Source organism: Streptomyces sp. NPDC025651, from assembly GCF_055558735.1.
On sequence record NZ_JBVHLZ010000010.1, the window covers coordinates 17,526 to 39,969 of the forward strand.

20 protein-coding genes are annotated in these 22,444 nt (G+C 73.0%); 11 read left to right on the forward strand and 9 right to left on the reverse strand.

The features are described 5' to 3' along the window. Positions 1–11 precede the first annotated feature (11 nt). Positions 12–1,589: an AMP-binding protein gene (locus ACZ4D5_RS30715; RefSeq protein WP_467775711.1), complete on the reverse strand. Its 1,578-nt coding sequence runs from the start codon at positions 1,587–1,589 to the stop codon at positions 12–14. A 154-nt stretch (positions 1,590–1,743) separates the two neighbouring features. Between ACZ4D5_RS30715 and ACZ4D5_RS30720 the strand changes: the two genes are divergently transcribed. The 3 genes from ACZ4D5_RS30720 (at position 1,744) to ACZ4D5_RS30730 (ending at position 4,698) form a co-directional block, all read left to right on the forward strand. Further along, entirely contained in the window at positions 1,744–2,886 is a 1,143-nt protein-coding gene (locus ACZ4D5_RS30720) for an acyl-CoA dehydrogenase family protein (protein WP_467775712.1), read from the forward strand. An 8-nt stretch (positions 2,887–2,894) separates the two neighbouring features. After that, positions 2,895–3,740 carry an acyl-CoA dehydrogenase family protein gene (locus ACZ4D5_RS30725; protein ID WP_467775713.1) on the forward strand — a complete coding sequence of 282 codons (846 nt, stop codon included), beginning with the start codon at positions 2,895–2,897 and terminating at the stop codon, positions 3,738–3,740. A 442-nt stretch (positions 3,741–4,182) separates the two neighbouring features. Then, a complete protein-coding gene (locus tag ACZ4D5_RS30730) occupies positions 4,183–4,698 on the forward strand; it encodes an ATP-binding protein (RefSeq protein ID WP_467775714.1) in 516 nt (171 codons plus the stop codon). Positions 4,699–5,236: 538 nt separating this feature from the next. Here ACZ4D5_RS30730 and ACZ4D5_RS30735 read toward each other — a convergent pair. Continuing rightward, positions 5,237–6,202, reverse strand: a complete 966-nt coding sequence (locus ACZ4D5_RS30735; protein WP_467775715.1) for a cyclase family protein — start codon at positions 6,200–6,202, stop codon at positions 5,237–5,239. A gap of 84 nt (positions 6,203–6,286) precedes the next feature. On the opposite strand from ACZ4D5_RS30735, the gene ACZ4D5_RS30740 reads away from it, so the two are divergent. From ACZ4D5_RS30740 to ACZ4D5_RS30755, 4 genes are all read left to right on the forward strand, one after another. Further along, positions 6,287–7,198, forward strand: coding sequence for an SDR family NAD(P)-dependent oxidoreductase (locus ACZ4D5_RS30740; protein WP_467775716.1), 912 nt, complete (start codon positions 6,287–6,289; stop codon positions 7,196–7,198). Positions 7,199–7,211: 13 nt separating this feature from the next. Beyond that, the gene (locus ACZ4D5_RS30745; protein ID WP_467775717.1) at positions 7,212–8,468 is read left to right on the forward strand and encodes an acyl-CoA dehydrogenase family protein; all 1,257 of its coding nucleotides are present in this window, start codon (positions 7,212–7,214) and stop codon (positions 8,466–8,468) included. A 10-nt stretch (positions 8,469–8,478) separates the two neighbouring features. Further along, the gene (locus ACZ4D5_RS30750) at positions 8,479–9,528 is read left to right on the forward strand and encodes a Zn-dependent alcohol dehydrogenase (RefSeq protein ID WP_467775718.1); all 1,050 of its coding nucleotides are present in this window, start codon (positions 8,479–8,481) and stop codon (positions 9,526–9,528) included. Positions 9,529–9,627: 99 nt separating this feature from the next. Next, a complete protein-coding gene (locus tag ACZ4D5_RS30755; protein WP_467775719.1) occupies positions 9,628–10,863 on the forward strand; it encodes an MFS transporter in 1,236 nt (411 codons plus the stop codon). On the opposite strand, the gene ACZ4D5_RS30760 is transcribed toward ACZ4D5_RS30755, so the two are convergent. Beyond that, complete coding sequence (locus ACZ4D5_RS30760; RefSeq protein ID WP_467775720.1) at positions 10,795–11,802, reverse strand: GlxA family transcriptional regulator; 1,008 nt, start codon at positions 11,800–11,802, stop codon at positions 10,795–10,797. The two genes, ACZ4D5_RS30755 and ACZ4D5_RS30760, sit on opposite strands and share 69 nt — an antisense overlap. A 71-nt stretch (positions 11,803–11,873) precedes the next feature. Between ACZ4D5_RS30760 and ACZ4D5_RS30765 the strand changes: the two genes are divergently transcribed. Beyond that, complete coding sequence (locus ACZ4D5_RS30765) at positions 11,874–13,187, forward strand: MFS transporter (RefSeq protein ID WP_467775721.1); 1,314 nt, start codon at positions 11,874–11,876, stop codon at positions 13,185–13,187. On the opposite strand, the gene ACZ4D5_RS30770 is transcribed toward ACZ4D5_RS30765, so the two are convergent. Beyond that, complete coding sequence (locus tag ACZ4D5_RS30770; protein ID WP_467775722.1) at positions 13,177–13,821, reverse strand: flavin reductase family protein; 645 nt, start codon at positions 13,819–13,821, stop codon at positions 13,177–13,179. The genes ACZ4D5_RS30765 and ACZ4D5_RS30770 overlap by 11 nt on opposite strands. A gap of 160 nt (positions 13,822–13,981) precedes the next feature. Here ACZ4D5_RS30770 and ACZ4D5_RS30775 point away from each other — a divergent pair, with 160 nt between their 5' ends. Beyond that, the gene (locus ACZ4D5_RS30775) at positions 13,982–14,914 is read left to right on the forward strand and encodes a hypothetical protein (protein WP_467775723.1); all 933 of its coding nucleotides are present in this window, start codon (positions 13,982–13,984) and stop codon (positions 14,912–14,914) included. Positions 14,915–14,930: 16 nt separating this feature from the next. On the opposite strand, the gene ACZ4D5_RS30780 is transcribed toward ACZ4D5_RS30775, so the two are convergent. The 4 genes from ACZ4D5_RS30780 to ACZ4D5_RS30795 form a co-directional block, all read right to left on the reverse strand. Further along, positions 14,931–15,371, reverse strand: a complete 441-nt coding sequence (locus ACZ4D5_RS30780) for a hypothetical protein (RefSeq protein WP_467775724.1) — start codon at positions 15,369–15,371, stop codon at positions 14,931–14,933. A gap of 54 nt (positions 15,372–15,425) precedes the next feature. Then, positions 15,426–16,283 carry an enoyl-CoA hydratase/isomerase family protein gene (locus tag ACZ4D5_RS30785; RefSeq protein WP_467775725.1) on the reverse strand — a complete coding sequence of 286 codons (858 nt, stop codon included), beginning with the start codon at positions 16,281–16,283 and terminating at the stop codon, positions 15,426–15,428. A gap of 49 nt (positions 16,284–16,332) precedes the next feature. Beyond that, positions 16,333–18,558, reverse strand: coding sequence for an acetate--CoA ligase family protein (locus ACZ4D5_RS30790; RefSeq protein WP_467775726.1), 2,226 nt, complete (start codon positions 18,556–18,558; stop codon positions 16,333–16,335). Between the two features lie 284 nt (positions 18,559–18,842). Beyond that, positions 18,843–20,003, reverse strand: a complete 1,161-nt coding sequence (locus ACZ4D5_RS30795; RefSeq protein ID WP_467775727.1) for a flavin-containing monooxygenase — start codon at positions 20,001–20,003, stop codon at positions 18,843–18,845. Positions 20,004–20,347: 344 nt separating this feature from the next. Between ACZ4D5_RS30795 and ACZ4D5_RS30800 the strand changes: the two genes are divergently transcribed. Together ACZ4D5_RS30800 and ACZ4D5_RS30805 are read left to right on the forward strand one after the other, a co-directional pair. After that, positions 20,348–20,788 (forward strand): Zn-ribbon domain-containing OB-fold protein, encoded by a 441-nt coding sequence (locus tag ACZ4D5_RS30800; RefSeq protein WP_467775728.1) that lies wholly within the window; start codon positions 20,348–20,350, stop codon positions 20,786–20,788. Positions 20,789–20,857: 69 nt separating this feature from the next. Next, a complete protein-coding gene (locus tag ACZ4D5_RS30805; RefSeq protein WP_467775729.1) occupies positions 20,858–21,742 on the forward strand; it encodes a GNAT family N-acetyltransferase in 885 nt (294 codons plus the stop codon). Here ACZ4D5_RS30805 and ACZ4D5_RS30810 read toward each other — a convergent pair. Further along, the gene (locus ACZ4D5_RS30810; RefSeq protein WP_467775730.1) at positions 21,720–22,397 is read right to left on the reverse strand and encodes a pyridoxine/pyridoxamine 5'-phosphate oxidase; all 678 of its coding nucleotides are present in this window, start codon (positions 22,395–22,397) and stop codon (positions 21,720–21,722) included. The genes ACZ4D5_RS30805 and ACZ4D5_RS30810 overlap by 23 nt on opposite strands. Positions 22,398–22,444 lie beyond the last annotated feature (47 nt).

The following is a 22,444-nucleotide window of genomic DNA, read 5'->3' on the forward strand; positions in this document are numbered from 1 at the left end:
CCGGAACGGCCTCAGCCCTGGGAGAACTGTTCCCGCAGCTGATACTTCAGCACCTTGCGCAGCGTCTCGTTGCGGGGAAGCGCCTCGACCACCTCCAGCTGTTCCGGCAGCTTGTAGGTGGAGAGGCCTTCCCCGCGCAGGTACGAGACGACCGTCTCCAGGGTCAACTCACCGGCCCCCGCGCGCTGTTCGACGACCGCGCAGACCCGCTCCCCGCGCTCGGGGTCGGGCAGGCCTATGACGGCCGCGTCGCCGACGGCCGGGTGCTGGTGGAGCAGGTCCTCGATCTCCTTGGCGGAGATGTTCTCGCCCTTGCGGATGATGATGTCCTTGGCCCGCCCGGTGAGCACCAGGTGGCCGCTCTCCTTGAGGTGGCCGAGGTCGCCGGTGATCAGGAAACCGTCGGCGTCGAAGGCGTCCGCGCTCTGCCGCGGGTCCACGTAGCCCCGGCAGACGGCCTCCCCGCGCAGCCGTACCTCGCCGTCCGTGTCGGGCGGCAGCTCCTTGCCGTCCGCGTCCGTGACGCGGATCTCCATGCCCTCCGGCGGCAGCCCTTCCGTCGTCGCGAGGTTCTCCGGAGTGTCGTCCGGGGCGCCCATCGTGATCATCGGGACCTCGGTCATGCCGTACCCGTGGGTGAGTTGGCAGCCCATCTCGCGTACGACGGCGTGGTAGATCTCCGGCGGCTTGGGTGCCCCGCCGCCCGCGAGGAGGCGCAGGGTCGGGATGACCCTCTCGCCCGGATCCAGCTTGCGCTGCTCGGCCAGGAACATCGAGTAAAAGGCCGTCGACCCGCCCGCCACGGTCACGCCGTGGCGCCGGTAGCCCTCCAGCGCGGCGGGCAGCGCGAAGTGCTCGAACATGACCGCGGGGAAGCCGTAGAGCAGCAGCATCACGGTGTAGTCGGGGCCCGCGATGTGCGCGAAGGGGAACGCCATGGAGCCGACGTCGGAGGCCTTCAGGCGCAGGGCGTGGGCGAGGCAGGAGCCGCCCGCCATCAGTGAACGGTCGGTGTGCAGGACGCCCTTGGGGTCGGACGTGGTGCCCGAGGTCCAGTAGATCCAGCGGACCGCCGTGCCGTCGGAGGGCGGCGGGGGCAGGACGGACGGGTCGCCGTCGGGCAGCGTCTCGTACGCCTCGAACACCTCGAACTCGCCCCGGGCGCCGAGCCTTCGCGCCATCTCCGTGTGGTCGAAGCCGCGCCAGGTCCCGGGCACCGCGAAGTACTCGGCCTTCGACTCCCGCAGAACGAAGCCGACTTCGCGGTCGCGGTGGAAGGGGATGACGGGGGACTGGACGGCGCCGATGCGGGCGAGCGCGAAGGAGAGCAGGGCCGTCTCGATGCGGGTGGGCAGCTGCCAGGCGACGACGGTGCCGGGGCGCACCCCCATGCCGTGGAGGCCCGCGGCGACGCGTTCGGCGCGGTCCCGCAGCTCCCCGAAGGTGAGCGTGCGGTCGTCGGCGGGGTCGGCCGCGGCCTGGAGGAGCACGGGCCTTTCGGGGGTGAGGTCGGCGCGGCGCGCGATCAGCTCCCAGAGCGTGCGGGACTCACCCAGTGCGTACGCGGTCTCGTTCTCCGAGGTCCTCATGCGATCCCCTCCCGGCGCCACCGGCGGAACTGACGGGTAGTCAGATGGTGTCGAGAGCGTAGGGCTCCGCGCCTTGTCGGTCCAGGGGTGCGGGGCTAGCCTGCTGTCTGACGGGTCATCAGATCTTTTCGGAGGGCCGGAGGGGACGCGCCGCATGGACCTCACGTACACCGAAGAGGAGGAGGCCTTCCGGGCCGGCCTTCGCGACTGGCTCGCGGCGGTGCTCCCGAAGCTCCCCGCCAAGCCCTCGCCCCGGGACTGGCCCGGACGCCGCGCCTACGACACCGCGTGGCAGCGCATGCTGTACGACGCGGGCTACGGGGAGGTGCACTGGGACGCCTCCCCGACGCAGCGGCTCATCTTCCTGGAGGAGACGGAGAAGGCGGGCGCCCCCTACGTAGGGGCCAACTTCGTGGGCCTGCTGCACGCGGGGCCCACCATCGCCTCCGAAGGCACCCCCGAGCAGCGCGAGCGGTGGCTGCCGCCCGTGCTGCGCGGCGACGAGGTGTGGTGCCAGGGCTTCAGCGAGCCCGACGCCGGATCCGACCTCGCGTCGCTGCGCACGCGCGCGTGGCGCGACGGCGACCACTACGTGGTGAGCGGGTCCAAGATCTGGACCTCGCACGCCGAGGTCGCCGACTGGTGCGAGCTCCTGGTGCGTACGACGCCGGTGAGCGAGGCCGTGCCCAAGCACCGGGGCATCACCTGGCTCGCGATGCCGATGGACGCCCCCGGCATCACCGTACGCCCGCTGCGCACGCTCGCCGGATCCACGGAGTTCGCCGAGGTGTTCCTCGACGAGGTGCGGGTGCCGGTGGCCAACCGGGTCGGCGAGGAGAACGACGGCTGGCGCGTGACGATGGTGACCCTGTCGTACGAGCGGGGCACCGCCTTCGTGGGGGAGGTGGTGGCCTGCCGTCGCGTGCTCGGTGAACTCGCCCGTGAGGCACGGAAGAACGGCCGCTGGGACGACGCGGCGCTGCGGCGCGGCCTCGGGCGGCTGAGCGCGGAGTTCGCCGCGCTGTGGCGCCTCACGCAGTGGAACGTGAGCGAGGCGCAGCGCACGGGTGGAGTGCCCGGCGTGGGCGGCTCGGTCTTCAAGCTGCGGTACTCGCACGCGCGCCAGGAGCTGTACGACGCGGCGGCCGAGGTGCTCGGCGCGGGCGCGCTCGACCTCGGCCACGAGTGGAACCTCGACCGCCTGTCCTCGCTGTCGTACACGATCGCGGCGGGGACCTCGCAGATCCAGCAGAACATCGTGGCCGAGCGGATCCTCGGTCTCCCGAAGGGGCGGTGAGAGCCCGGATGGATTTCCAACTCACTGAGGACCAGGTGGCGTTGCGCGACGGGATGCGGCGGCTCCTGGAGGGGCGGTTCTCCCTGCGCGACGCCACGGACCGCGTCGACCGGGCGCTCTGGCGCGAACTGGGCGATGCCGGGTTCTTCGCGCTCACGCTGCCCGAGGAGGAGGGCGGGGTCGGACTGGGCCTGCCGGAGGCCGTGTTGGTCTTCGAGGAGGCGGGACGCGCGCTGCTGCCGGGGCCCGCGGTGGCGTCGTTCCTCGCGGCGGGGACCGTGCCGGGCGCCGCGTCGGGTGAGACCGTGGTGACCGAGGTCGACGGCTCGCTGGTGCCGTGGCTGGAGGAGGCCGACGTGGTGCTCGGAGAGGCGGCGGGCGCCGTGCCGCTGCGCTCCGTCGACCCGCTGACGCCGCTGCACCGCGTGCCCGGCGCCGGGAGCCCGGGGCGCCCCGCCGGTTCGCTGCTCCATGCGGCGCAGCAGCTCGGCGGCGCGGCCCGCACCTGCGACCTGGCCGTCCAACACGCCCGTGAGCGCGAGCAGTTCGGGCAGCCCATCGGGGCGTTCCAGGCCGTCAAGCACCTCTGCGCGCAGATGCTCGTGCGGGCCGAGCTCGCCCGCGCCGCGGTGTACGCGGCGGCCGTGACCGGGGACGCGCTGGAGATCTCCGGGGCCAAGCTGCTGGCCGACGACGCGGCCGTGCGCAACGCGCGGGACTGCCTCCAGGTGCACGGCGGCATGGGGTTCACCTGGGAGGCGGACGTGCATCTGCACCTCAAGCGGGCCTGGGTGCGCGCCGAGCTGGGGCGGACGGCGCGGGACGCGGAGGAGGAGCTGGCCGCGGCCCTCTGAGACATTGGTCTACCCGATATCGAGCGCTTTGTCCGTTGTTGCGCGGCCGGGGAGCGGCCCGCGCCGGGACTACTGAGCGTCGATATCGGGTTGTGTCCTACGCGTGACTCGTCACGGCACGGAGTCGGTGTCCGGCTCGGGTACCTTGTGTGGGATGCGAGTGGTTCTGAGGCTGAGCCATCCCGGTGTTGCCCCTGAGGCGACTCCGGGACCGGGAATGCCCGCCGTTCGCGGCGCAGGACTGGGTTCCGTACCCACCTGTTCGACCCCCCGCGGCGCGCGTCGCACAGTATGCAGCACGCGTACTCCTTCGCGCTGGAATATGCCCGAAGCGCTTGTTGGGGTGACTGAACGTCAATCATGCTGGCTCTCAATGGGTTCACGTTCCGTGACCCTGTGGAGTCGCGAGGCGATGTGTCCGCCGGTTCGGATGGTGTGAGCGGTGCAGGTGCTTCAAGTTCAGCTGGAGGTCGGGGCCGACCCCGCAGAGGTGGGACGGGCCAGGCGATGGGCCCGTTCGCGGCTGGCGGGCTCGGGAATAGAGGCCGACGAGCCGGTGGCCGAGACGCTGATCCTGCTGATCTCGGAGCTCGTCACCAACGCCGTTGTGCACACGGGCTGTCCGGCCGTGCTGCGCATGCTGCTCCCCTGCATCCCCGACGGTCCCGCCGACGCCGCGGGGACGGTCCGGGTGGAGGTCGCCGACCGCAGCGCCCGCCCGCCCGCGCCGCGGCACGCGGACGGCGACGACACCAACGGCCGCGGCCTGGAGCTCGTCGACGGCCTCGCCGACCGCTGGGGCTGGCAGCCCGAAGGCGTCGGCAAGAGCATCTGGTGCGAGGTGGACCGGTGCGACGCGGGCGTGGCAGCGGTGACCTTCGAGGGCGCGACCTATGACGCGGCGTCCTTCGACGAAGCATCCCGCGGCGAGGCCGGCGTCGCCTACGAAGCGGTGTGAGCGGCTGGGCCCTTGAGCGTCGCGCCGGACGGCCGGCGGGTCGGCCGCGGGTGCGTCGCGGCTGGTCGCTTCCCCGAGCTCTCGGCTTCGCTCGAGCAGAGAGGTACCCCCTTCGCGGCGAAGCCGCTGATGTCACAGCCCCGCGCCCCTTCCGGGCGCCGCGTCGGCGGTGCGAGCCGCACGAGCCCCCCTCCGCTCCGGTGCGGGGCCCTCTGAGCCCGTATGCGCCGTCGTGTGCCACGATGCGCGCGCCCATGCGCGGGTGGGGCAAATCCGGCATAATTCATTAATCCCCGGCCGGGTGTTGACGTACCGTGTCCGATTGATCACGCTTGTGTGCAGCGATTCGCCGCGAGGGGACGTCGAGGGTGCTCGGTGACGGAGGTCCTTGACGAGATGTGGGTCGTGATTTCGGCGCCCATCCCTTCGGGGCCGTGAGGGGCAGGGTCGAGCGCCGGAGCCGGACGGCGGCGCGCGGCATCGCGCTCGGGGCGGAAGCCGACGCGCCGCCGTCCGAAGAGGTGGGGGTCACGGGGGCTCACAGCACGGCGACCGGGGCCACCGGCGTGCCCGTGCCGCCGGTGAACGGCTCCGGCATCGCGGAGAGCAGGAAGGCGTACCGGGAATCTTCCGCACAGGCTGTGGACAACTTCTCCAGGTTCCAGTTCTGGCCCTGCGGCATCCCCATCTCGACCAGGTCGAGCGCGTGCACGGGCAGCCAGAGGTTCTCGATCTCCGGCGGGAAGATCTCGAAGGTCAGGGTGTCGTTCGCGACCGCCGCCACGTCCCGCGCGTGGAACCACTCGGGCGTGCGCACCGAGAGGCCGGGCGACGGATAGCCGTACGCGTGCTTGTCGCCGGCCAGCAGCACCTGCGTCTGTCCCGTCCGGACGAGCACGATGTCGCCCGCGCGGACCGTGACGCCCCCGAACTCCGCCGCCTCGTCCAGGTCTTCGGGCGTGACCGCGTGGTCGCCGGGCAGCCGGTCCAGGCCCTTGGCGCGCGCGACGTCCAGGAGGACGCCGCGCGAGACGATGTACGGGATCGTGTCGATGCCGCTGAACTCGGCGCCCCGGTGGGCCGTGATGGTGTCCGCGGGGCGGCCGTTGTAGATCTTTCCCGAGTGCGAGACGTGGGTGAGCGCGTCCCAGTGGGTGGCGGTCTGCAGGCCCATCGTCACCGCGTCGTCGCTGGTGGCGACCGTGCCGGGGCCGAACAGCTCCTGGTTGATCTGCACCATCGTGTGCAGGGGGTTGATGCGGCCCGGTATCAGGCCCGTCTGGACGCCGTCCTCCTTGAGGGGCAGCGCGAGCGCGACGCGGCGGCCGCTGCGGACGGTGGCCGCGGCCTCGCGCACGACCTCGTCGGTGACGAGGTTGAGGGTGCCGATCTCGTCGTCCGCTCCCCAACGGCCCCAGTTGTTCACGCGTTTGGCGATCTCGTGGAACTCGGGCGGCAGGCCGGAGGGTGCGGCATCGGAGGGTGCGGTGCCTGAGTCTGACATGAGTCCTCCCCGGGGCTTGTCCTGAGGCATCTGACGGGTCATAGAATCTAACGGTCCGTCAGAAACCGCGGGAAGGGGCCGGACGTGGGGAACTTCTTGGCAGGCAAGGTGGTGGCCGTGACCGGCGCCGGGCGCGGCATCGGCAGGGCCGTCGCGCTCGCCGCGGCGGCCGAGGGGGCGAAGGTCGTCGTCAACGACTACGGCGTCTCCATGGAGGGCGCCGAGCCGACCAGCGAGATAGCCGACGCCGTCGTCAAGGAGATCCGGGCCGCGGGCGGCGAGGCCGTCGCCGTCGCGGACGACATCTCGACCATGGCGGGCGGGCAGCGGATCGTCGACGTCGCGCTCGCCGAGTTCGGACGTGTCGACGGCGTCGTGTGCGTCGCCGGGATCCTGCGCGAGCGGATGCTGTTCAACATGTCGGAGGAGGAGTGGGACCCGGTCGTCGCCACCCACCTGAAGGGCACCTTCACCGTCTTCCGCGCCGCGTCGGCCGTGATGCGCAAGCAGAGGTCGGGGACCTTGATCGGCTTCACCAGCGGCAACCACCAGGGCTCCGTCGCGCAGGCCAACTACAGCGCGGCGAAGGGCGGGATCATCTCGCTGGTGCGCAGCGCGGCGCTGGGACTCAACAAGTACGGGGTGACCGCCAACGCGGTGGCGCCCGTCGCGCGGACGAGGATGTCGGCGAACGTTCCCATGGAGCTGAAGGAGATCGGGGAGCCTGAGGACGTCGCCGCCCTCGTCGTGTATCTGCTGAGTGACCGGGCCCGCGAGGAGAAGATCACCGGGCAGGTCTACACGATCGCCGGGCCCAAGATCGCCGTATGGGCCCAGCCGCGCGAGCTGCGCGCCGGGTACGCGGACGGGGCCTGGACCCCCGAGAGGATCGCCGACTTCCTGCCGGGGACGGTGGGGACCGACCCGATGCCGATGCTGGCGCAGCTGGAGGCCATGGCCAAGGCGGCGGCCGACCAAGCGCGTCCGAACGCGTAGGCGGGGTGGAGCGGTGGAGTTCGGCTTCGGTCCCGAGGACGAGGAGTTCCGCACCGAGGCGCGGGCCTGGCTTGCCGAGCACCTCACCGGCGACTTCGCCGGCGCGGTGGGGCGCGGCGGGCCCGGCAGCGAGCACGAGGGCGTGGCCCAGCGGCGGGCCTGGGAGCGGGAGTTGGGGCGCGGGGGCTGGATCGGCCTCGGCTGGGACTCGGACGCGTACGGCAACCGGCGGGCCACGCTGACCCAGCAGGTGGTGTGGGCCGAGGAGTACGCGCGCGTGCGGGCGCCCGGGCGCTGTGGGCACATCGGGGAGAACCTCCTTGCGCCGACGCTCCTCGCGTACGGGAGCCAGGAGCAGCGGGACGAGTTCCTTCCGGCGATCGCCCGCGGGGAGGCCTTGTGGTGCCAGGGGTACAGCGAGCCCGGGGCCGGGTCCGATCTGGCGGGGGTGCGGACGCGGGCCGTGCGGGAGGGGGAGACCTATCGCGTCACCGGGCAGAAGATCTGGACGTCGTCGGCGCACGACGCCGATTGGTGTTTCGTGCTGGCGCGGACGGAGGAGGGGGCCCAGGGGCACCGGGGGCTGTCCCTGCTGCTGGTCCCGATGGACCAGCCCGGACGCGTCGACGTGCGGCCCATTCAACAGCTCACCGGCACCAGCGAGTTCAACGAGGTCTTCTTCGACGGCGCACGCGCGCGTGCCGCGCATGTCGTCGGCGGTGCCGGCCAGGGGTGGCGTGTCGCGATGGGGCTGCTCGGCTTCGAGCGCGGGGTGTCGACCCTGGTCCAGCAGATCGGCTTCGCCGAGGAGTTGGCGGGCGTCGTGCGGGAGGCTGTGGCGAGCGGGGCGGTCCGGGACGCCGTGGTGCGCGATCGCATCGTGCGGCAGTGGGCCGAGCTGCGGGTCATGCGGTGGAACGCGTTGCGGACGCTGGGAGGCGGGGGCAGGGGAGGGGGCAGGGGCGGGAACGGGGGAGCGGGGTCGGGTGCGGGTGCGGGGCAGGACCTCGGGGCGCCCAGTGTGGCCAAGCTGCTGTGGGGGCGGTGGCATCAGCGGCTCGGGGAGCTCGCCATGGAGGTGCGGGGGGCGGCCGCCGCGGTCGGTCCCTCGGACTGGCGTGCCGAGACTCCGTACGAACTCGACGCCCTGCAGCGGCTCTTCCTGTTCAGCCGTGCCGACACCATCTACGGCGGCTCGGACGAAGTGCAGCGGAACATCATCGCCGAGCGGGTGCTCGGTCTGCCGAGAGAGGCCAGGGGGCCTCGGTGAGGGGTGAGTGATGAGGGGCGTTGTCTTCGACGGGGAGCGGGTCGAGGTCGTCGACGATCTGGAGATACGGGATCCGGGGCCCGGTGAGGTCCTTGTCGCGGTGGCCGCGGCCGGGCTGTGCCACAGCGATCTCTCGGTGATCGACGGGACGATTCCGTTTCCGCCGCCGGTGGTGCTCGGACACGAGGGCGCGGGGATGGTGGAGGCGGTCGGGGCCGGGGTCACACATGTGGCTCCCGGGGACCATGTGGCTCTGTCCACCATCGCGAGCTGTGGGGCGTGCGCCGAGTGCAACCGGGGGCGGCCGACGATGTGCCGCAAGGCGATCGGGCGGCCGGACCAGCCGTTCTCGCGGGGCGGGAAGCCGGTGTACCAGTTCGCGGCGAACTCCGCCTTCGCCGAGCGCACGATCGTCAAGGCCGTGCAGGCCGTGAGGATCGCGGAGGACATCCCGCTGACGTCGGCGGCGTTGATCGGGTGCGCGGTCGTGACGGGGGTGGGGGCGGCGTTGAACCGGGCCCGGGTCGGGCTCGGGGACTCGGTCGCCGTCATCGGCGCCGGGGGGATCGGCCTCAATGTGCTGCAGGGGGCGCGGATCGCGGGGGCCTCGACGATCGTCGCGGTGGACGCGAATCCGGAGAAGGAGGCGGTGGCGCGGCAGTTCGGGGCGACGCACTTCTTCGGTTCCGTGTCGGGGGTGCGGGAGGTCCTGCCGGACGGGGTCGACCACGCGTTTGAGTGCGTGGGGCGGGTGGAGCTGGTGCGGGAGGCGGTCGATCTGCTGGACCGGCACGGGCAGGCGGTGCTCCTGGGGATGCCGGCGGCGGGCGCCGAGGCGTCGTTCGTGGTGGCTTCGATGTTCCTGGACAAGTCGATCCTGGGCTGCCGGTACGGGAGTTCGCGGCCGCAGCGGGATTTCGCGGTGTACGCGGAGATGTACCGGGGCGGGCGGCTGCTGCTGGACGAGTTGGTGACGGCGACGTACGCGGTGGAGGACTTCGGGAAGGCGGCGGAGGACGCGCGGGCGGGGCGGGTCGCGCGGGGGGTTCTGACGTTCTGATCCGGGCGGCGGCCGGACCTGGCCGGGCCGCCGGGCAACCGGTCGGCCTCGCGGGGAAATTGAGGGGACGGCGGTAGCGGGGGCGTCTACGTTCGGGGGATGGGTTATCGCGAGGTCATGAACAGGGGCGTGCTGCGGTGGGGGGCCGTGGCCGTGGGGGCGCGGATGCCTGTGGCGGGGGCGCCGCTGGCCCTCGTGTTTCTGGTGCGGGAGCGGCCTGGGGGGTATGCCCTCGGAGCCGTGCTCGCCGCCGTTTATGTGGTGGGCGAGATCGTCGGGGCGCCGCTCCTCGGGATGCGGATGCGGGCCGAGCGGGCCCGGCCGCAGCTTGCCGCGGGGCTTGCCGCGGGAGCCGTCGGGTTCCTGGCGCTGGGGGTTCTGCCGGATGCCCATCCGGTCGCGCTCGGAGGCTTCGCCTTCCTCGCCGGGGCCGCGCCCGCCGCCGCCCCCGGAGGGCTCCGCGCGCTGCTGACCAGCCTCGTACCGGAGAAGGCCGTCGCCCAGGCCCTGTCCGTCGAGTCCATGTTGACCTTCGGGATCTGGGCCGTGGCCCCGGCCGCCGTGACCGGGCTCGCGCTGGGGGCCTCGCCCGCTCTGCCGCTCCTGCTCGCCGGAGCCTTGATGGCCTCCGCCGTCGCCGGGCTCTGGATGCTGCCCGCGGGGTGGCGGGCGGAGGCGGACGACCGCGGAGGGGAGTCCATGGCGCGGATCCTCGTACGCGCCTGGCCGGTCTTCGTCACGGGGGCGGCCAGCCTGTCCATGCTCGCCCTCGCCGAACTGGTGCTGCCCGCCCTGCTGGAGCAGCGGGGCGTCGGGGTCGGCTGGGCGGGGCCCCTCCTGGTGGTGCTCGCCGTGGGGTCCGCCGTGGGGTCGTTCGTCTACGGGCTCAGGGCGTGGCCCGGACGGCTGCGGACGCAGAGCATGGTGTTGATGTTCGCGGTCTCCGGGTGTCTCGCGCTGGTCGCCGTCGTGCCCGGTGTGGGATGGATGTTCGGTGTGCTCGGGGTCGCCGGTGTGCTGCAGGCCGGGGTCATGGTCACCCGCAACCTCTCCCTGCGCGAAGTGCTGCCGCCCGGCGCCCTCGCCGCCGGCTACTCGGTGATGTACGCGGCGGTCGGCGCGGGTTACGCGGCGAGCGGGTCGCTGGCGGGTGGGTTGCTGAGCGTTGTCCCGCCTTCCACGGCCGTGTTGGCGGGGGTGGGCCTCGGTCTCGTACTCACCGTGATCGCGATGTCGGGGGAGGCGAGGCCCCCGGACGCGGAGGGCTCAGGCGGTGGTGACGTCGCGGAACGTGCGGCGGTACGCGGTGGGGGTGACCCCGAGCGCCGCCTGTAGGTGCTGCCGCATCGACTGCGCCGTGCCGAACCCCGCGTCGCGCGCCACCTGGTCGACCGAGAGGCCGGTCGACTCGAGGAGGTGGCGGGCCCGCTCCACCCGCTGCTGCGTCAGCCACTGGCCGGGGCTGACCCCGACCTCCTCGCGGAAGCGCCGGGTGAAGGTGCGGACCGACATCGCCTCCTGCTCGGCCATGTCGCGCAGCTGCAGGGGCTGGTCGAGGCGGCCGAGCGCCCAGGCCCGCGCCGTCCGTGTGGTCGCCAACTGCGGCTCGGGGAGCGGGCGTTGGATGTACTGCGCCTGGCCGCCGTCGCGGTGCGGGGGGACGACGGTGCGGCGGGCCACGTCGTTGGCGACCGCGGTGCCGTGGTCGCGGCGCACGACGTGGAGGCAGAGGTCGAGGCCCGCTGCCACGCCCGCCGACGTCAGGACGTCGCCGTCGTCGATGAACAGCACGTCCGCGTCCACCTGGACCTGCGGGAAGAGCTCCTGGAAGTGCTCGGCCGACGCCCAGTGCGTGGTCGCGGCGCGGCCGTCCAGGTAGCCCGCGGCGGCCAGGACGTACCCACCCGTGCAGATCGCGACCAGACGCGTGCCCGGCCTGATGTGGGCGAGGGCGGCGGCCAGTTCGTCGGTGAGACGGCCCTCCTCGTACACCGGACCCAGTTCGTACGAGGCCGGGACCACGACCGTGTCCGCCTCGGCCAGCGCCTCGGGGCCGTTCTCGACCAGGATCGCGAAGTCGGCGTCCGTGCGGACCGGGCCCGGCGGGCGGATCGAGCAGGTCACCACGGAGTAGAGGCGTCGGCCCTCCGGCGTGCGCGCACGGCCGAAGATCCTTTGGGGGATGCCCAGTTCGAAGGGGATCACCCCGTCCAGGGCGAGGACGGCGACGCGGTGCCGGTCCGGCCCGGTGGAGGGCGCAAGGGTGTCGGCCATGGCCCGATCCTAGCGAATGCTGTCCCTCGGGCCACTCGTTCGGGGAGGGCGGTCCGCGGATTCTGGAGGGCGTGAACCAGACAACCGAGACGCCCGCGCGGACCTCCCCGCCGAACGGGCCCGCGCGCCGCCGTCCCCGTATCCACCGCGCGTGGTTCGTCGCCGCCGTCACGTTCGTGACGATCATCGGTGCCGCCGCGTTCCGCTCCCTGCCCGGCCTGCTCATCGACCCGCTGCACCAGGAGTTCCACTGGTCGCGCGGCACCATCGGCCTCGCGGTCTCCGTCAACCTCGCGCTGTACGGCCTGACCGCGCCGTTCGCCGCCGCGCTCATGGACCGCTTCGGCATCCGCAAGGTCGTCGCGGTCGCCCTGGTCGTGATCGCGGTGGGCTCCGGCCTGACCGTGTGGATGGACTCCGCCTGGCAGCTGCTCCTGTACTGGGGCTTCCTCGTCGGGCTCGGCTCCGGCTCGATGGCGCTCGCCTTCGCCGCCACCGTCACCAACCGGTGGTTCACCGAGCGGCGCGGCCTGGTCACCGGCATCCTCACCGCGGCCTCCGCATCAGGGCAGTTGATCTTCCTGCCGCTGCTCTCCTGGATCGTCGACGAGTACGCGTGGCGGCCCGCCGCCGTGACGGTCGCGCTCGCGGCGCTCGTGGTCGTGCCCTTCGTGTGGCTGCTGCTGCGCGACCACCCGGCCGACGTGGGCCTGAAGCCGTACGGCGCACAGGAGTTCGTGGAGAAGCCCGCGCCCGTCACGGGCGCCGCCCGGCGCACCCTCGGCGTGCTGTTCAAGGCCGCCCGCACCGGGCCCTTCTGGCTCCTCGCGGGCAGCTTCGCGATCTGCGGCGCCTCGACGAACGGGCTCGTCCAGACCCACTTCGTGCCCGCCGCGCACGACCACGGCATGCCCATCCAGGCCGCGGCCTCGCTGCTCGCCGTCATCGGGGTCTTCGACGTCATCGGGACCGTCGCCTCCGGCTGGCTCACGGACCGCTTCGACGCGCGGCGCCTGCTCGCCGTGTACTACGCGCTGCGCGGCGTCTCGCTGCTCTTCCTGCCGATCCTGCTCGCGCCGAACGTCCACCCGCCGATGCTCTTCTTCGTCGTCTTCTACGGCCTGGACTGGGTGGCCACCGTCCCGCCGACCCTGGCCCTGTGCCGCGAGCAGTACGGCGACGACAGCGCGATCGTCTTCGGCTGGGTCCTTGCCTCGCACCAGGTGGGCGCCGCCCTGGTCGCGTTCCTCGGCGGCGTGGCACGGGACACCTTCGGGTCGTACGACGTGATCTGGTACGCCTCCGGTGCGCTGTGCGCGGCGGCCGCGCTGATGGCGCTGGTGATCCGGCGGCGCGAGACGGCTCCGGTGGCGCTCAGCGCGTGAAGCGGCCGAAGGTGCCCTTGTGGAAGAGCAGCGGTGCGCGGTCGCCGTCCGGTGTGCCGAGGGCGTCCACCCGGCCCACCACGATGAGGTGGTCGCCGCCGGTGTGCACGGCCTGGATCGTGCAGTCGATCCAGGCGGGCGCCCCGGCCAGGCGCGGGGAGCCGGTCACCGGCGCCGCGTCGTAGGCGACCCCGGCGAACTTGTCGGCGCCGCTCACCGCGAAGGCGCGGCACAGGTCGCCCTGGTCGGCGCCGAGGACGTTCACGCAGAAGACGCCCGCGCGCGCGATGCGGGGCCACGTCGTCGACGTACGCGCCACCATGAAGGAGACAAGCGGCGGGTCCAGGGAGAGCGACGAGAAGGACTGGCAGGCGAAGCCGGCGGGGCCGGTGCGGCTTTCGGGGCCGGTCCTGCCTTCCGGGTCGTCCGTGACGGCGGGGGCCGTGATCACGGTGACGCCCGTCGCGAAGTTCCCGAGCACGCGCCGGAACTCGCCCGGATCGAGCGGCGCCCGCTCGTCGTCGCCGACCGCGCGCAGCTGGGGGCGCGGTAGAGCCTCCACGGGGCCCGTGGTGGGGGCCCCGACCGACCTGAGGTATCGAACAGCGGTGGCCGCCATCCCTGCGTGTCCCATCACGCCACCCATTGAAGCTGACGGGTCGTCAGATGGGAAGGGTGTGGGCGGCAGCCTCGGGGCCGCAGCCTCAGGGGCGCCGCCTCAGGGCCGCCGCCTCAGGGTCGCCGCCTCCGGGGCGACTCGGAGACGGCTCGGGGCCGCGCGTATCTTCACCCCCATGACGTGGGGGAACGGCGGAAAGTCACTACGCGACGGCTGGAACGACGGCGGCGTCGCGGCCGCCGCGGCGGCCTGTGCCGCCCAGATACCGGCGGCCGTCACGCTGGCCTGGGTGCTGTCGTTCGACAACGACGACTACGGAGTGCCCGAGGGCGGCGTCTTCGGCCTGGCCTGCGCGTTCCTCTTCGGGCCCGTGCTGTTCCCGCTCGCCGGTCTCGTGCACTCGGTGGTCCTGACGCTCCCCGCGGTCTCCCTGGGGCGCAGGGGCGCGCGGTGGCGCGGCAAGGGCCCGGAGTGGGCGTGGTCCCTGGCGGCGCTCGTGCCCGTGGCCCTGGCCTGGGCGGTCCTCTTCGCGGCGCTCGGCGGCCCGTTCGCCGGGCCGGCCCTGTGGATCGCGGCGAGCGGCGTCCTGCCCGCGCTCGCCGTCGCCTGCCACCGCGGGTACGAGGCCCGTACCGGCAAGCCGCCGCGGCGGCGCAGGATGTGGCTCTGGTCGGTGCCCGCGTCGATCGCCCTCTTCGGGGGCGCCCTGACGTTCGGCTTCGTGGCCACGGGGACGGGCCTGATCACGGAGTACGAGCCGCCGCGGCTCACCACCGAGCAGCTCGTCGGCGTCTGGCGCGGCGGGGACGGGGACGGGCACGGGGACGCGGTCGAACTGCGGCTGCGCGAGGACGGCCGTGCCCAGGTGCGCGGCTGCCCGGAGAGCGGCACCTGGACGGTGGACGTCGACACGGACCTGGACCGCCCCTCGGTCCGGATCGATGTCCTCTCCGGGACAGACGCCTCGGACACCGACGATCCCTACGAAGCCGCCTGCGACGGCTTCCAGGGGTGGATCATCGGCGGCACGGAGGACGACCCCGAGCTCTTCGTGAGCGAGGGCGACCCGGACTCGCCCGACATCCGGATCCTGCGCCGGGACCGCTGACCCGCTGCCGCCTCCGCTACGCCTGCTCCAGGACCCACCGCTGCGTCGGCGCGCCCTTCCAGCGGGTCAGCAGGATCTCCGCCACCGCGCTGTCCTTCTCCAGCTCGAACGACTGGTCGGAGTGCGGGCTCAGGATGCGCACGACGCCCTCGTCGACGTACTCGATCGACCAGGTGAGCGGCGTGGGGCGGGAGCCGGCCCGGGGCGGGAAGAGCCGTGACGCGAGCTGCCCCGCGTACACCTCGCCGAGCTTGCTCTTGATCGTGTACGTGTTGGTGTGGATGTCGTCGGGGTCAGGCTCCACCGCGACCAACTCCCACTGCTGGCTCGGCCCCTTGTGGGCCGGTCCGCCGGCGAGCGGCACGTTCGGGCCGAGGTCGCCGTCGGTCAACTCGACGTACAGGTCGTCGGCGTCGCTCCTGATCAGATAGACGCCGTCGCGTGGGGTGCGGGCCATGTGCCCTCCTCTGCCGCGCCGTTGGGCATCACGATAGGAGGTCGCGCGGCGACGTCAACGCCCCTCGTACGACGGGGTGCGGCGCTCCACGAAGCTCGCCACGCCCTCGTTGGCGTCCGCCGTGGTCATGTTGATCTCCTGGGCCGCGGCCTCCGCGGCGAAGGCCGTCGCGCGGTCCGACTCCAGGGAGGCGTTCACCAGCTGCTTGGTCATGGCGAGCGCGCGGGTCGGCCCGGCCGCGAGCCGCTCCGCCCACGCGCGGGCCGTCTTCTCCAGGTCGTCCGCGGGTACGACGCGGTTGACGAGCCCGAACCGTTCGGCGTCCTCGGCCGGCACGGAGTCCCCGAAGAACATCAGCTCCTTGGCGCGCTGCGGCCCGATCAGACGCGGCAGCAGATACGCGCCGCCGCCGTCGGGCACGAGGCCGCGGCGTACGAACACCTCGATGAACCTGGCCCGTTCGGCGGCGATGACCAGGTCGCAGGCGAACGCGAGGTGGGCGCCGATGCCGGCCGCGGTGCCGTTCACCGCGGCGATCACCGGCTTCTCGCAGTCGAGCACGGCCGCGATGAGGCGCTGGGCGCCCTGGCGGATGGTGCGGGCGACGTCGCCGGGTACGCGTTCGCCCGCGCCGCCCGCGCCGCCCGCGCCGCCGACGCCGCCCGGGGTGCCGCGCAGGTCGGCGCCCGCGCAGAACCCCTTGCCGGTCGCAGTGATCACCACGGCGCGCACGGCGGGGTCGCAGGAGGCCTCGCCGAGCAGCGCGATGACGCGTTCGCGCTGGTCCCAGGTGACGGCGTTCATGGCCTCCGGCCGGTTGAGCGTGATCCATGAGACGCCGTTGTCAGTGGCGTGGAGTATCAATGAGTCGAGGGGATCGTGGGGGGCTTCGGGGCCGGGGGAGGCTGTCATGGGGGAGTGGCTCCGTTTCGTGTGGAGGCGGGTGCGGTGGAGGCTCGGGTCAACGACATGTCGCGAGGGCGTCGAGGGCCACGGCCCCCTGCCCCCGAGGCAGCACCATCAGCGGATTGATCTCCAACTCCGCCAGCTCGTCCGCCAGTTCCAGCGCCATCCGCTGCACCCGCAGCACGACCTCGACGAGCGCGTCGACGTCGGCGGGCGGCGCCCCCCGGACCCCGTCCAGCAAGGCACGCCCCCGCAGTTCCAGCAGCATCGCCTTCGCCTGGTCCTCCCCGAAGGGCGGCACCCGCACGGCCGCGTCCCGCAGCACTTCCACGAGTACGCCGCCGAGTCCGACCGTCACGGTCGGCCCGAAGAGCGCGTCGTGCGTGACGCCGACGACCATCTCGACGCCCCGCTCGACCATCTGGCAGACCAGGACGCCGTCCAGCGCGACGCCCTCGTGGCGGGCGATGTCCGTGAGCTCCCGATAGGCGTCCCGCACCTGGCTCGCCGAGGTCAACCCCACCTTCACCAGGCCCAGTTCGGACTTGTGCGCCAGCTGCGGGCCCGAGGCCTTCATGACGACCGGGTAGCCGACGAGCCCGGCCGCGCGGACGGCCGCCGCCGCGCTGGTCACCAACTGCTCCCGCGGCACCCGTATCCCGTACGCGCGCAGCAGCTGCTTCGCCGCGTGCTCGCTGAGCTGCTGGCCCGGCCGCATCAGGGCCTGCGCCTTGCGGAAGGAGGGCGAGGGGGAGCGCGGCGCCTCCTCGAAGGGGGAGCGGTAGGCGGCCGTGAAGCGGTGGTGGTCCAGATAGGCGCGCACCGCCGTGATGCAGTTGGCGAAGGTGCGGAAGGTGGCGACGCGCGAGGAGCCGAGCAGCGTGGTGCGATAGGCCTCCTCGGTGCCCACGGGCGAGCCCCACACCACGCACACCAGCTTGTCCGTCTGCTCCGCCGCGTCCACCAGGTCCTGCGCGAGCTTGTCGCTCATCGGCGGGAAGGGGCCGGTGATCGGACAGATCAGCACCCCCACCTCAGGGTCGTCGAGGAGCGCGTCGATGATCTTGCGGCCGCGCCAGTCGCCGACGGGGTGCCCGCCGTTGTCGACGGGGTTGGCGACGTTCAGGTACTCCGGTATCCACTGGTGCAGCTCCGCCTGCTTGGCGTCACAGAGCGTGGGCAGGGACAGGCCCGCCTCGGTCGCCAGGTCGGAGAAGTGCGCGCCCGTGCCGCCCGAGATCGAATAGACGACGACGCCGTCGGCCTTCGGCGGCCGCGCCCGCGCCAACAGGGCGGAGGTGTCCTGGAGTTCGTCGAGCCCGTCGACGCGGATCACGCCGAACTGCCGCATCGCCGCGTCCACCACCGCGTCGGCGCCGGTCAGTTTGCCGGTGTGTGAGGCGGCCATGCGGGCGCCGGTCTCGGTCCGGCCGACCTTGACGGCGACGACGGGCACCCCCTGCCTCGCCGCCCGGTCGGCGGCGAGCAGGAACGCGCGGCCGTCCTTGAGGCCCTCGACGTAGGCGGCGATGGCGCCGACCTCGGGCTGCCCGGCGAAGTAGGAGATGAAGTCGGCGGTCTCCAGGTCGGCCTCGTTGCCGGTGGGTGCCCAGTGCGAGAGGCGCACGCCCAGCTCCTGCAGGGTGAAGACGGGGCGGCCCTGGTGTCCCGACTGGGTGATCAGCGCGATGGCGGGGCCTTCGAGGTCGTCGCGGAACTCCTCGAAGGCGTTGAGGTTGGTGTTCGGGCCGAGCAGCCTGAGGCCCGAGCGCCGCACGGCGGCCGCGAGGCGGGCCTGCGCGGCGGCGCCCTCCTCGCCGGTCTCGGCGAACCCGGAGGCGAAGGCGACGGCGAACTTCACCTTCTCCTCGGCGAGCCGCTCGATGACCGGCAGCGGGTCGCCGACCAACAGCACGGCCAGATCGACCTGTTCGGGCAGGTCGGCGACGGAAGGGAAGCAGGGGATGCCGAAGACCGACGGGCGTGTGGGGTGCACGGGGTGCAGGCGCGCGCCGACCCGCTCGGCCCAGGCGACGAGCCGGCGGGTGATGCCGGTGTTGGGGCGGCCCTCGGCGTCGGACGCGCCGACGACGGCGACGGACTCGGGCCGGAAGAAGCGGTCCAGATCGGGTACGTCGGCGTGCAGTGGGCGGCCGCTGACGTCCCGGTCGGCCGCGGGGTCGGTCCTGCCGTGGACCGTGTGAGGGGGGAGTTCGCCGCAGGCCACAACATGCGCGCGGCGGGGGTCGGTGGTGAAGGTGCCGTGAGTCGATCCAAGCATCGGTCCGCCCGCTCCTGTGTGACAGCACTTAACTGACGCACAGTCAGATTACTGAACTGACGCTGTGTCAGGAATGGTGCTGCGCGTAAAGCCTGGCGCCGAGGGCGGCGGGGGTGCGGTGTTTCCGGGGCGCTGTTGTTCTCGTCTGCTTACGGAAGCGCAGGGTCCGGCTCGTGCCAAGGGGGTGAATCAGCCGGGAGTGGTGGGGCGCCTGTTCGCCGTGGGGTGTTTGTTGTTTCGCGGGATCGGTCGGGTGTGGTTGCTCGCGCAGTTCCCCGCGCCCCTTACGGGGCCGCTATCGCCTTCGCGATCTTCTCGGCGTCTCGCGCCAGTTCTCTGAGCATTCCGCTGACGGGGTTCGTGAAGCCGGTGAAGTACAGGCCGGGAGCCTGCTTCGAGGTGCGGCGGCCGTGGGGCTTCGGGCGGCCCCGGGCGTCGAGGACGTCGAGGTCGCCCACCAGGTTCTCCAGGGCGCGGCGGTAGCCGGTCGCGGCGATGACCGTGTCCGGGCCGATGCGGGTGCCGTCGGCCAGGACGATCTTGCCGTCCTCGAAGGACTCCACCGTGGCGACCGGTTCGACCTTGCCCTTGCGTACCGCGTCGATCAGGCCGACGTCCTGGACCGGGATCGCTCCCTGCCTGGCCCGTGAGAACAGGCCGGTCTCGGGGCGCGGCAGTCCCCGCGCCGCGAGGTCGGGGACGCTGAGCCTGATGACCGGGCCCGCGAGGCGGTCGGCCAGGGCGACCGGGAGCCTGCGGCACAGGATGCCGCTGAGCTGCGCGGGCCACCCCGCGGTGGAGCGGCGCACGATGTGCGGGGCGGTGCGTACGGCGAGGCGGACCCGGGCCGCGCCGCCCTCGGCGAGGTCGACGGCGATCTCGGCGCCGGTGTTGCCGACGCCGACGACCAGGACGTCCTTGCCGGCGTAGGGCGCGGCGTTGCGGTAGTCGCGGGCGTGCAGGAGTTCGCCGGAGTAGGTGTCGCGCCCCGGCCAGTCCGGGAGGTGGGGCGTGTGGTTGTAGCCGGTGGCGATCACCACCGCGCTGCCGGTCAACTCCCGCCCGCCGGTGGCGTGCAGCAGCCAGCCGGTGCCGTCGGCGGCGCGCTCCAGACCGGTCACCTCGACTCCGGTGACGATGTCGAGGCGGTGGTGTTCGGCGTACTTCTCCAGGTAGCGGATGACGTCGTCGCGCGAGACCCAGCGGCCGAACGACCGCGGTATGGGCAGCCCCGGCAGGGCGGAGAGGCGGCGCGTCGTGTGCAGGTGGAGGCGGTCGTAGTGGCCGCGCCAGGAGGCGCCGACGCGTTCGGACTTCTCCAGGACGACCGCGCGGACGCCGCGTGCGCGCAGGGCGGCCGCCGTGGCGAGACCGCCGGGGCCGCCGCCGATCACGTAGACGGGGCGGTCCTGTTGGGGCGTAAGCGGAGGGGACGAGTCGGCCATGACTGGAGAGTAACCGCGCGATTACTTGATGGGTGACGGTCAAGTCCGAAATCGGTTGCGAACTGATCACGGGCGTTCGAGGTGTACACCTCTTGCGTGTTCGGCGTCCGATGCGTTGAACTGACGTACCGTCAGAAACGGGTAACCGTCAGCCGAAGTGGGGGAGGCCGCGGCGTGGACCGGAACCGGCGCACCGGTGCCGAACGGCTCGTGGCGCCTGTCGCAGGTCCCGGCCCGCGGTGGCCGGCGCCCGTGCGTCATCGGGCCGAGAACGGCTGGTTCTTCCGGTTCCCCGGCCCGTCCTGGCGGATCAGGTGCCCCGACGACGCGATCGGACTCTGCCGATGAGCACGGACCTGCCCACCACCCCGCGCTTCGACCTGCCCGAGACGGACGCCTTCACCCGGCCCTACTGGGACGCCGCCGCCGAGGGACGACTGCTGATCCGCCGGTGCGGCGCGTGCGGCGCGGCGCACCACTATCCGCGCGAGTTCTGCCCGCACTGCTGGAGCGAGGACGTCACCTGGGAGCGGGCGAGCGGCCGCGCCACGCTCTACACCTGGTCGGTCGTGCACCGCAACGACCTGCCGCCGTTCGGCGACCGCGTCCCCTACGTCGCCGCCGTCGTCGACCTCGCCGAGGGCCCGCGGATGATGACGGAGCTCGTCGGCTGCGAGGAGGGCGCGCCGCGGATCGGGATGCCCCTGGAGGTCACGTTCCGCCAGGCGGAGGACGGGATGGCGGGCGGAGTGGCGGTCGCGGTGTTCCGGCCGGTGAGCGGGTAGGGGCGACGGGGCCCGGGCAGCCGGCGGCAATCCGGAGGCGGCCGCCGCGGTCGCGGGGGACGATGGGCCATGCCCACAGAACCGCGCACCGCCTGGCAGTTGACCACCGACCTCGACGGCTTCCTCGCCCGCGCCGGTGACTTCCTGCGCTCCGAACCCGCCCCGCACACCGTCCTTCTGAGCGTCACCGACACCCTTCGCGCGCGCGGGCTCCACGCGTACGGGGACGGGGAACCCCTCTTCGGTGCGTACGCCGATGACGACGGCACCGTCCGAGGCGCCTTCGTGCGGACCCCGCCGCACCGCCTCGCCCTCGCCCCCGCCACCCCCGAGGCCGCCGACGCCCTCGCCCGCCTGCTCGCCGACGTCAGCCCCGACCTGCCCGGAGTCGCCACCGAGCGCGGCACGGCGGAGGCCTTCGCCGAAGCCTGGGGGAAGCACACCGGGGCCTGCGCCGCAGTCGGCAGGCTCCAGCGCCTCTACCGGCTCGGCACCCTCACCCCGCCCGAGCCCGCACCGCCCGGCCGCGCCCGCGTCGCCGCCGGAGCGGACCGGGAGCTCCTGGCGCGCTGGTACGAGGAGTTCGGCGAGGCGGTCGGCGAGCGCCCCGTCATGGCCCCTGGTGCGTGGGCCGACTCCCGTGTCGCGTACGGCGGCGTCACACTCTGGGAGACCCCCGACGGCACCCCCGTGGCCATGGCGGGCGTCACCCGCCGCAGCGCGGGGCAGGTTCGCGTCGCCCCCGTCTACGCCCCCGCCGGCCGGCGAGCACGCGGCTACGGCGGTGCTGTCACCGCCGCGGTCACCCGAGCCGCCCTGGACGCGGGCGTGGGCGAGGTCCTGCTCTTCACGGACCTCGCCAATCCGACCAGCAACGGCCTCTACCAGCGCATCGGTTACCGGCCCGTGCGGGACTTCGCCGAGTACGACTTCACGGCCACAGCAGCTCCTTGATCCACCCCTCGTCCGCGTCCTGCCTGCGATACCTCAGCCGCACGTGGCGGCGGCGGTCGTCGCCCTGGAAGAACTCCGCCTCCAGGGGGTCGAGGACGTACAGCGTCCACGTCGGTGAGTCCGCGTCGGGCTCCGCCTGCGCGCGCTCCCACGCGGCGGCCGACGCACGAGTCAACTCCTCGCCGCTGTCCAGGACTTCGCTCTGGTGGCCCACCAGCGCCGCGGCCAGCGCGCCGGTCGAGCGGGCGTGCAGATCGGCGAGGCTCTCGGTGTGCGGGGCCACGGTGATCCGGCCCCTGAGCCGGATCTGCCGGCCCTGCGCCGCCCAGTAGAAGTGCAGGGCGGCCTCGGGGCGGGCGGCGAGCTGGCGGCCCTTGCGGCTGCTCGCGTGCGAGGCGAAGTGCCAGCCGTGGCCGTCCGCGTCGTGCAGCATCACGGTCCGCACGTCGGGCCCGCCGTCCTCGGCCACCGTCGCCAGGCCCATGGTGTGCGGCTCGGGCTGACCGGCGGCCACCGCCTCGGCGAACCACGTGTGGAAGAGGGGCAGGGGAGCGGCCGGGGCCTGCGCGGGGTCGAAGGCGGGGAGCCGGATGTCCCAGACCTTCTGCGACCGGAGCAGCGTACGGAAGGTCCCCTGGGAAACGGGTGCTGTCATGCGTCGATTGTGGCGCGGGGCCGTCCTGCACGGCAGGCGGGGCGTGG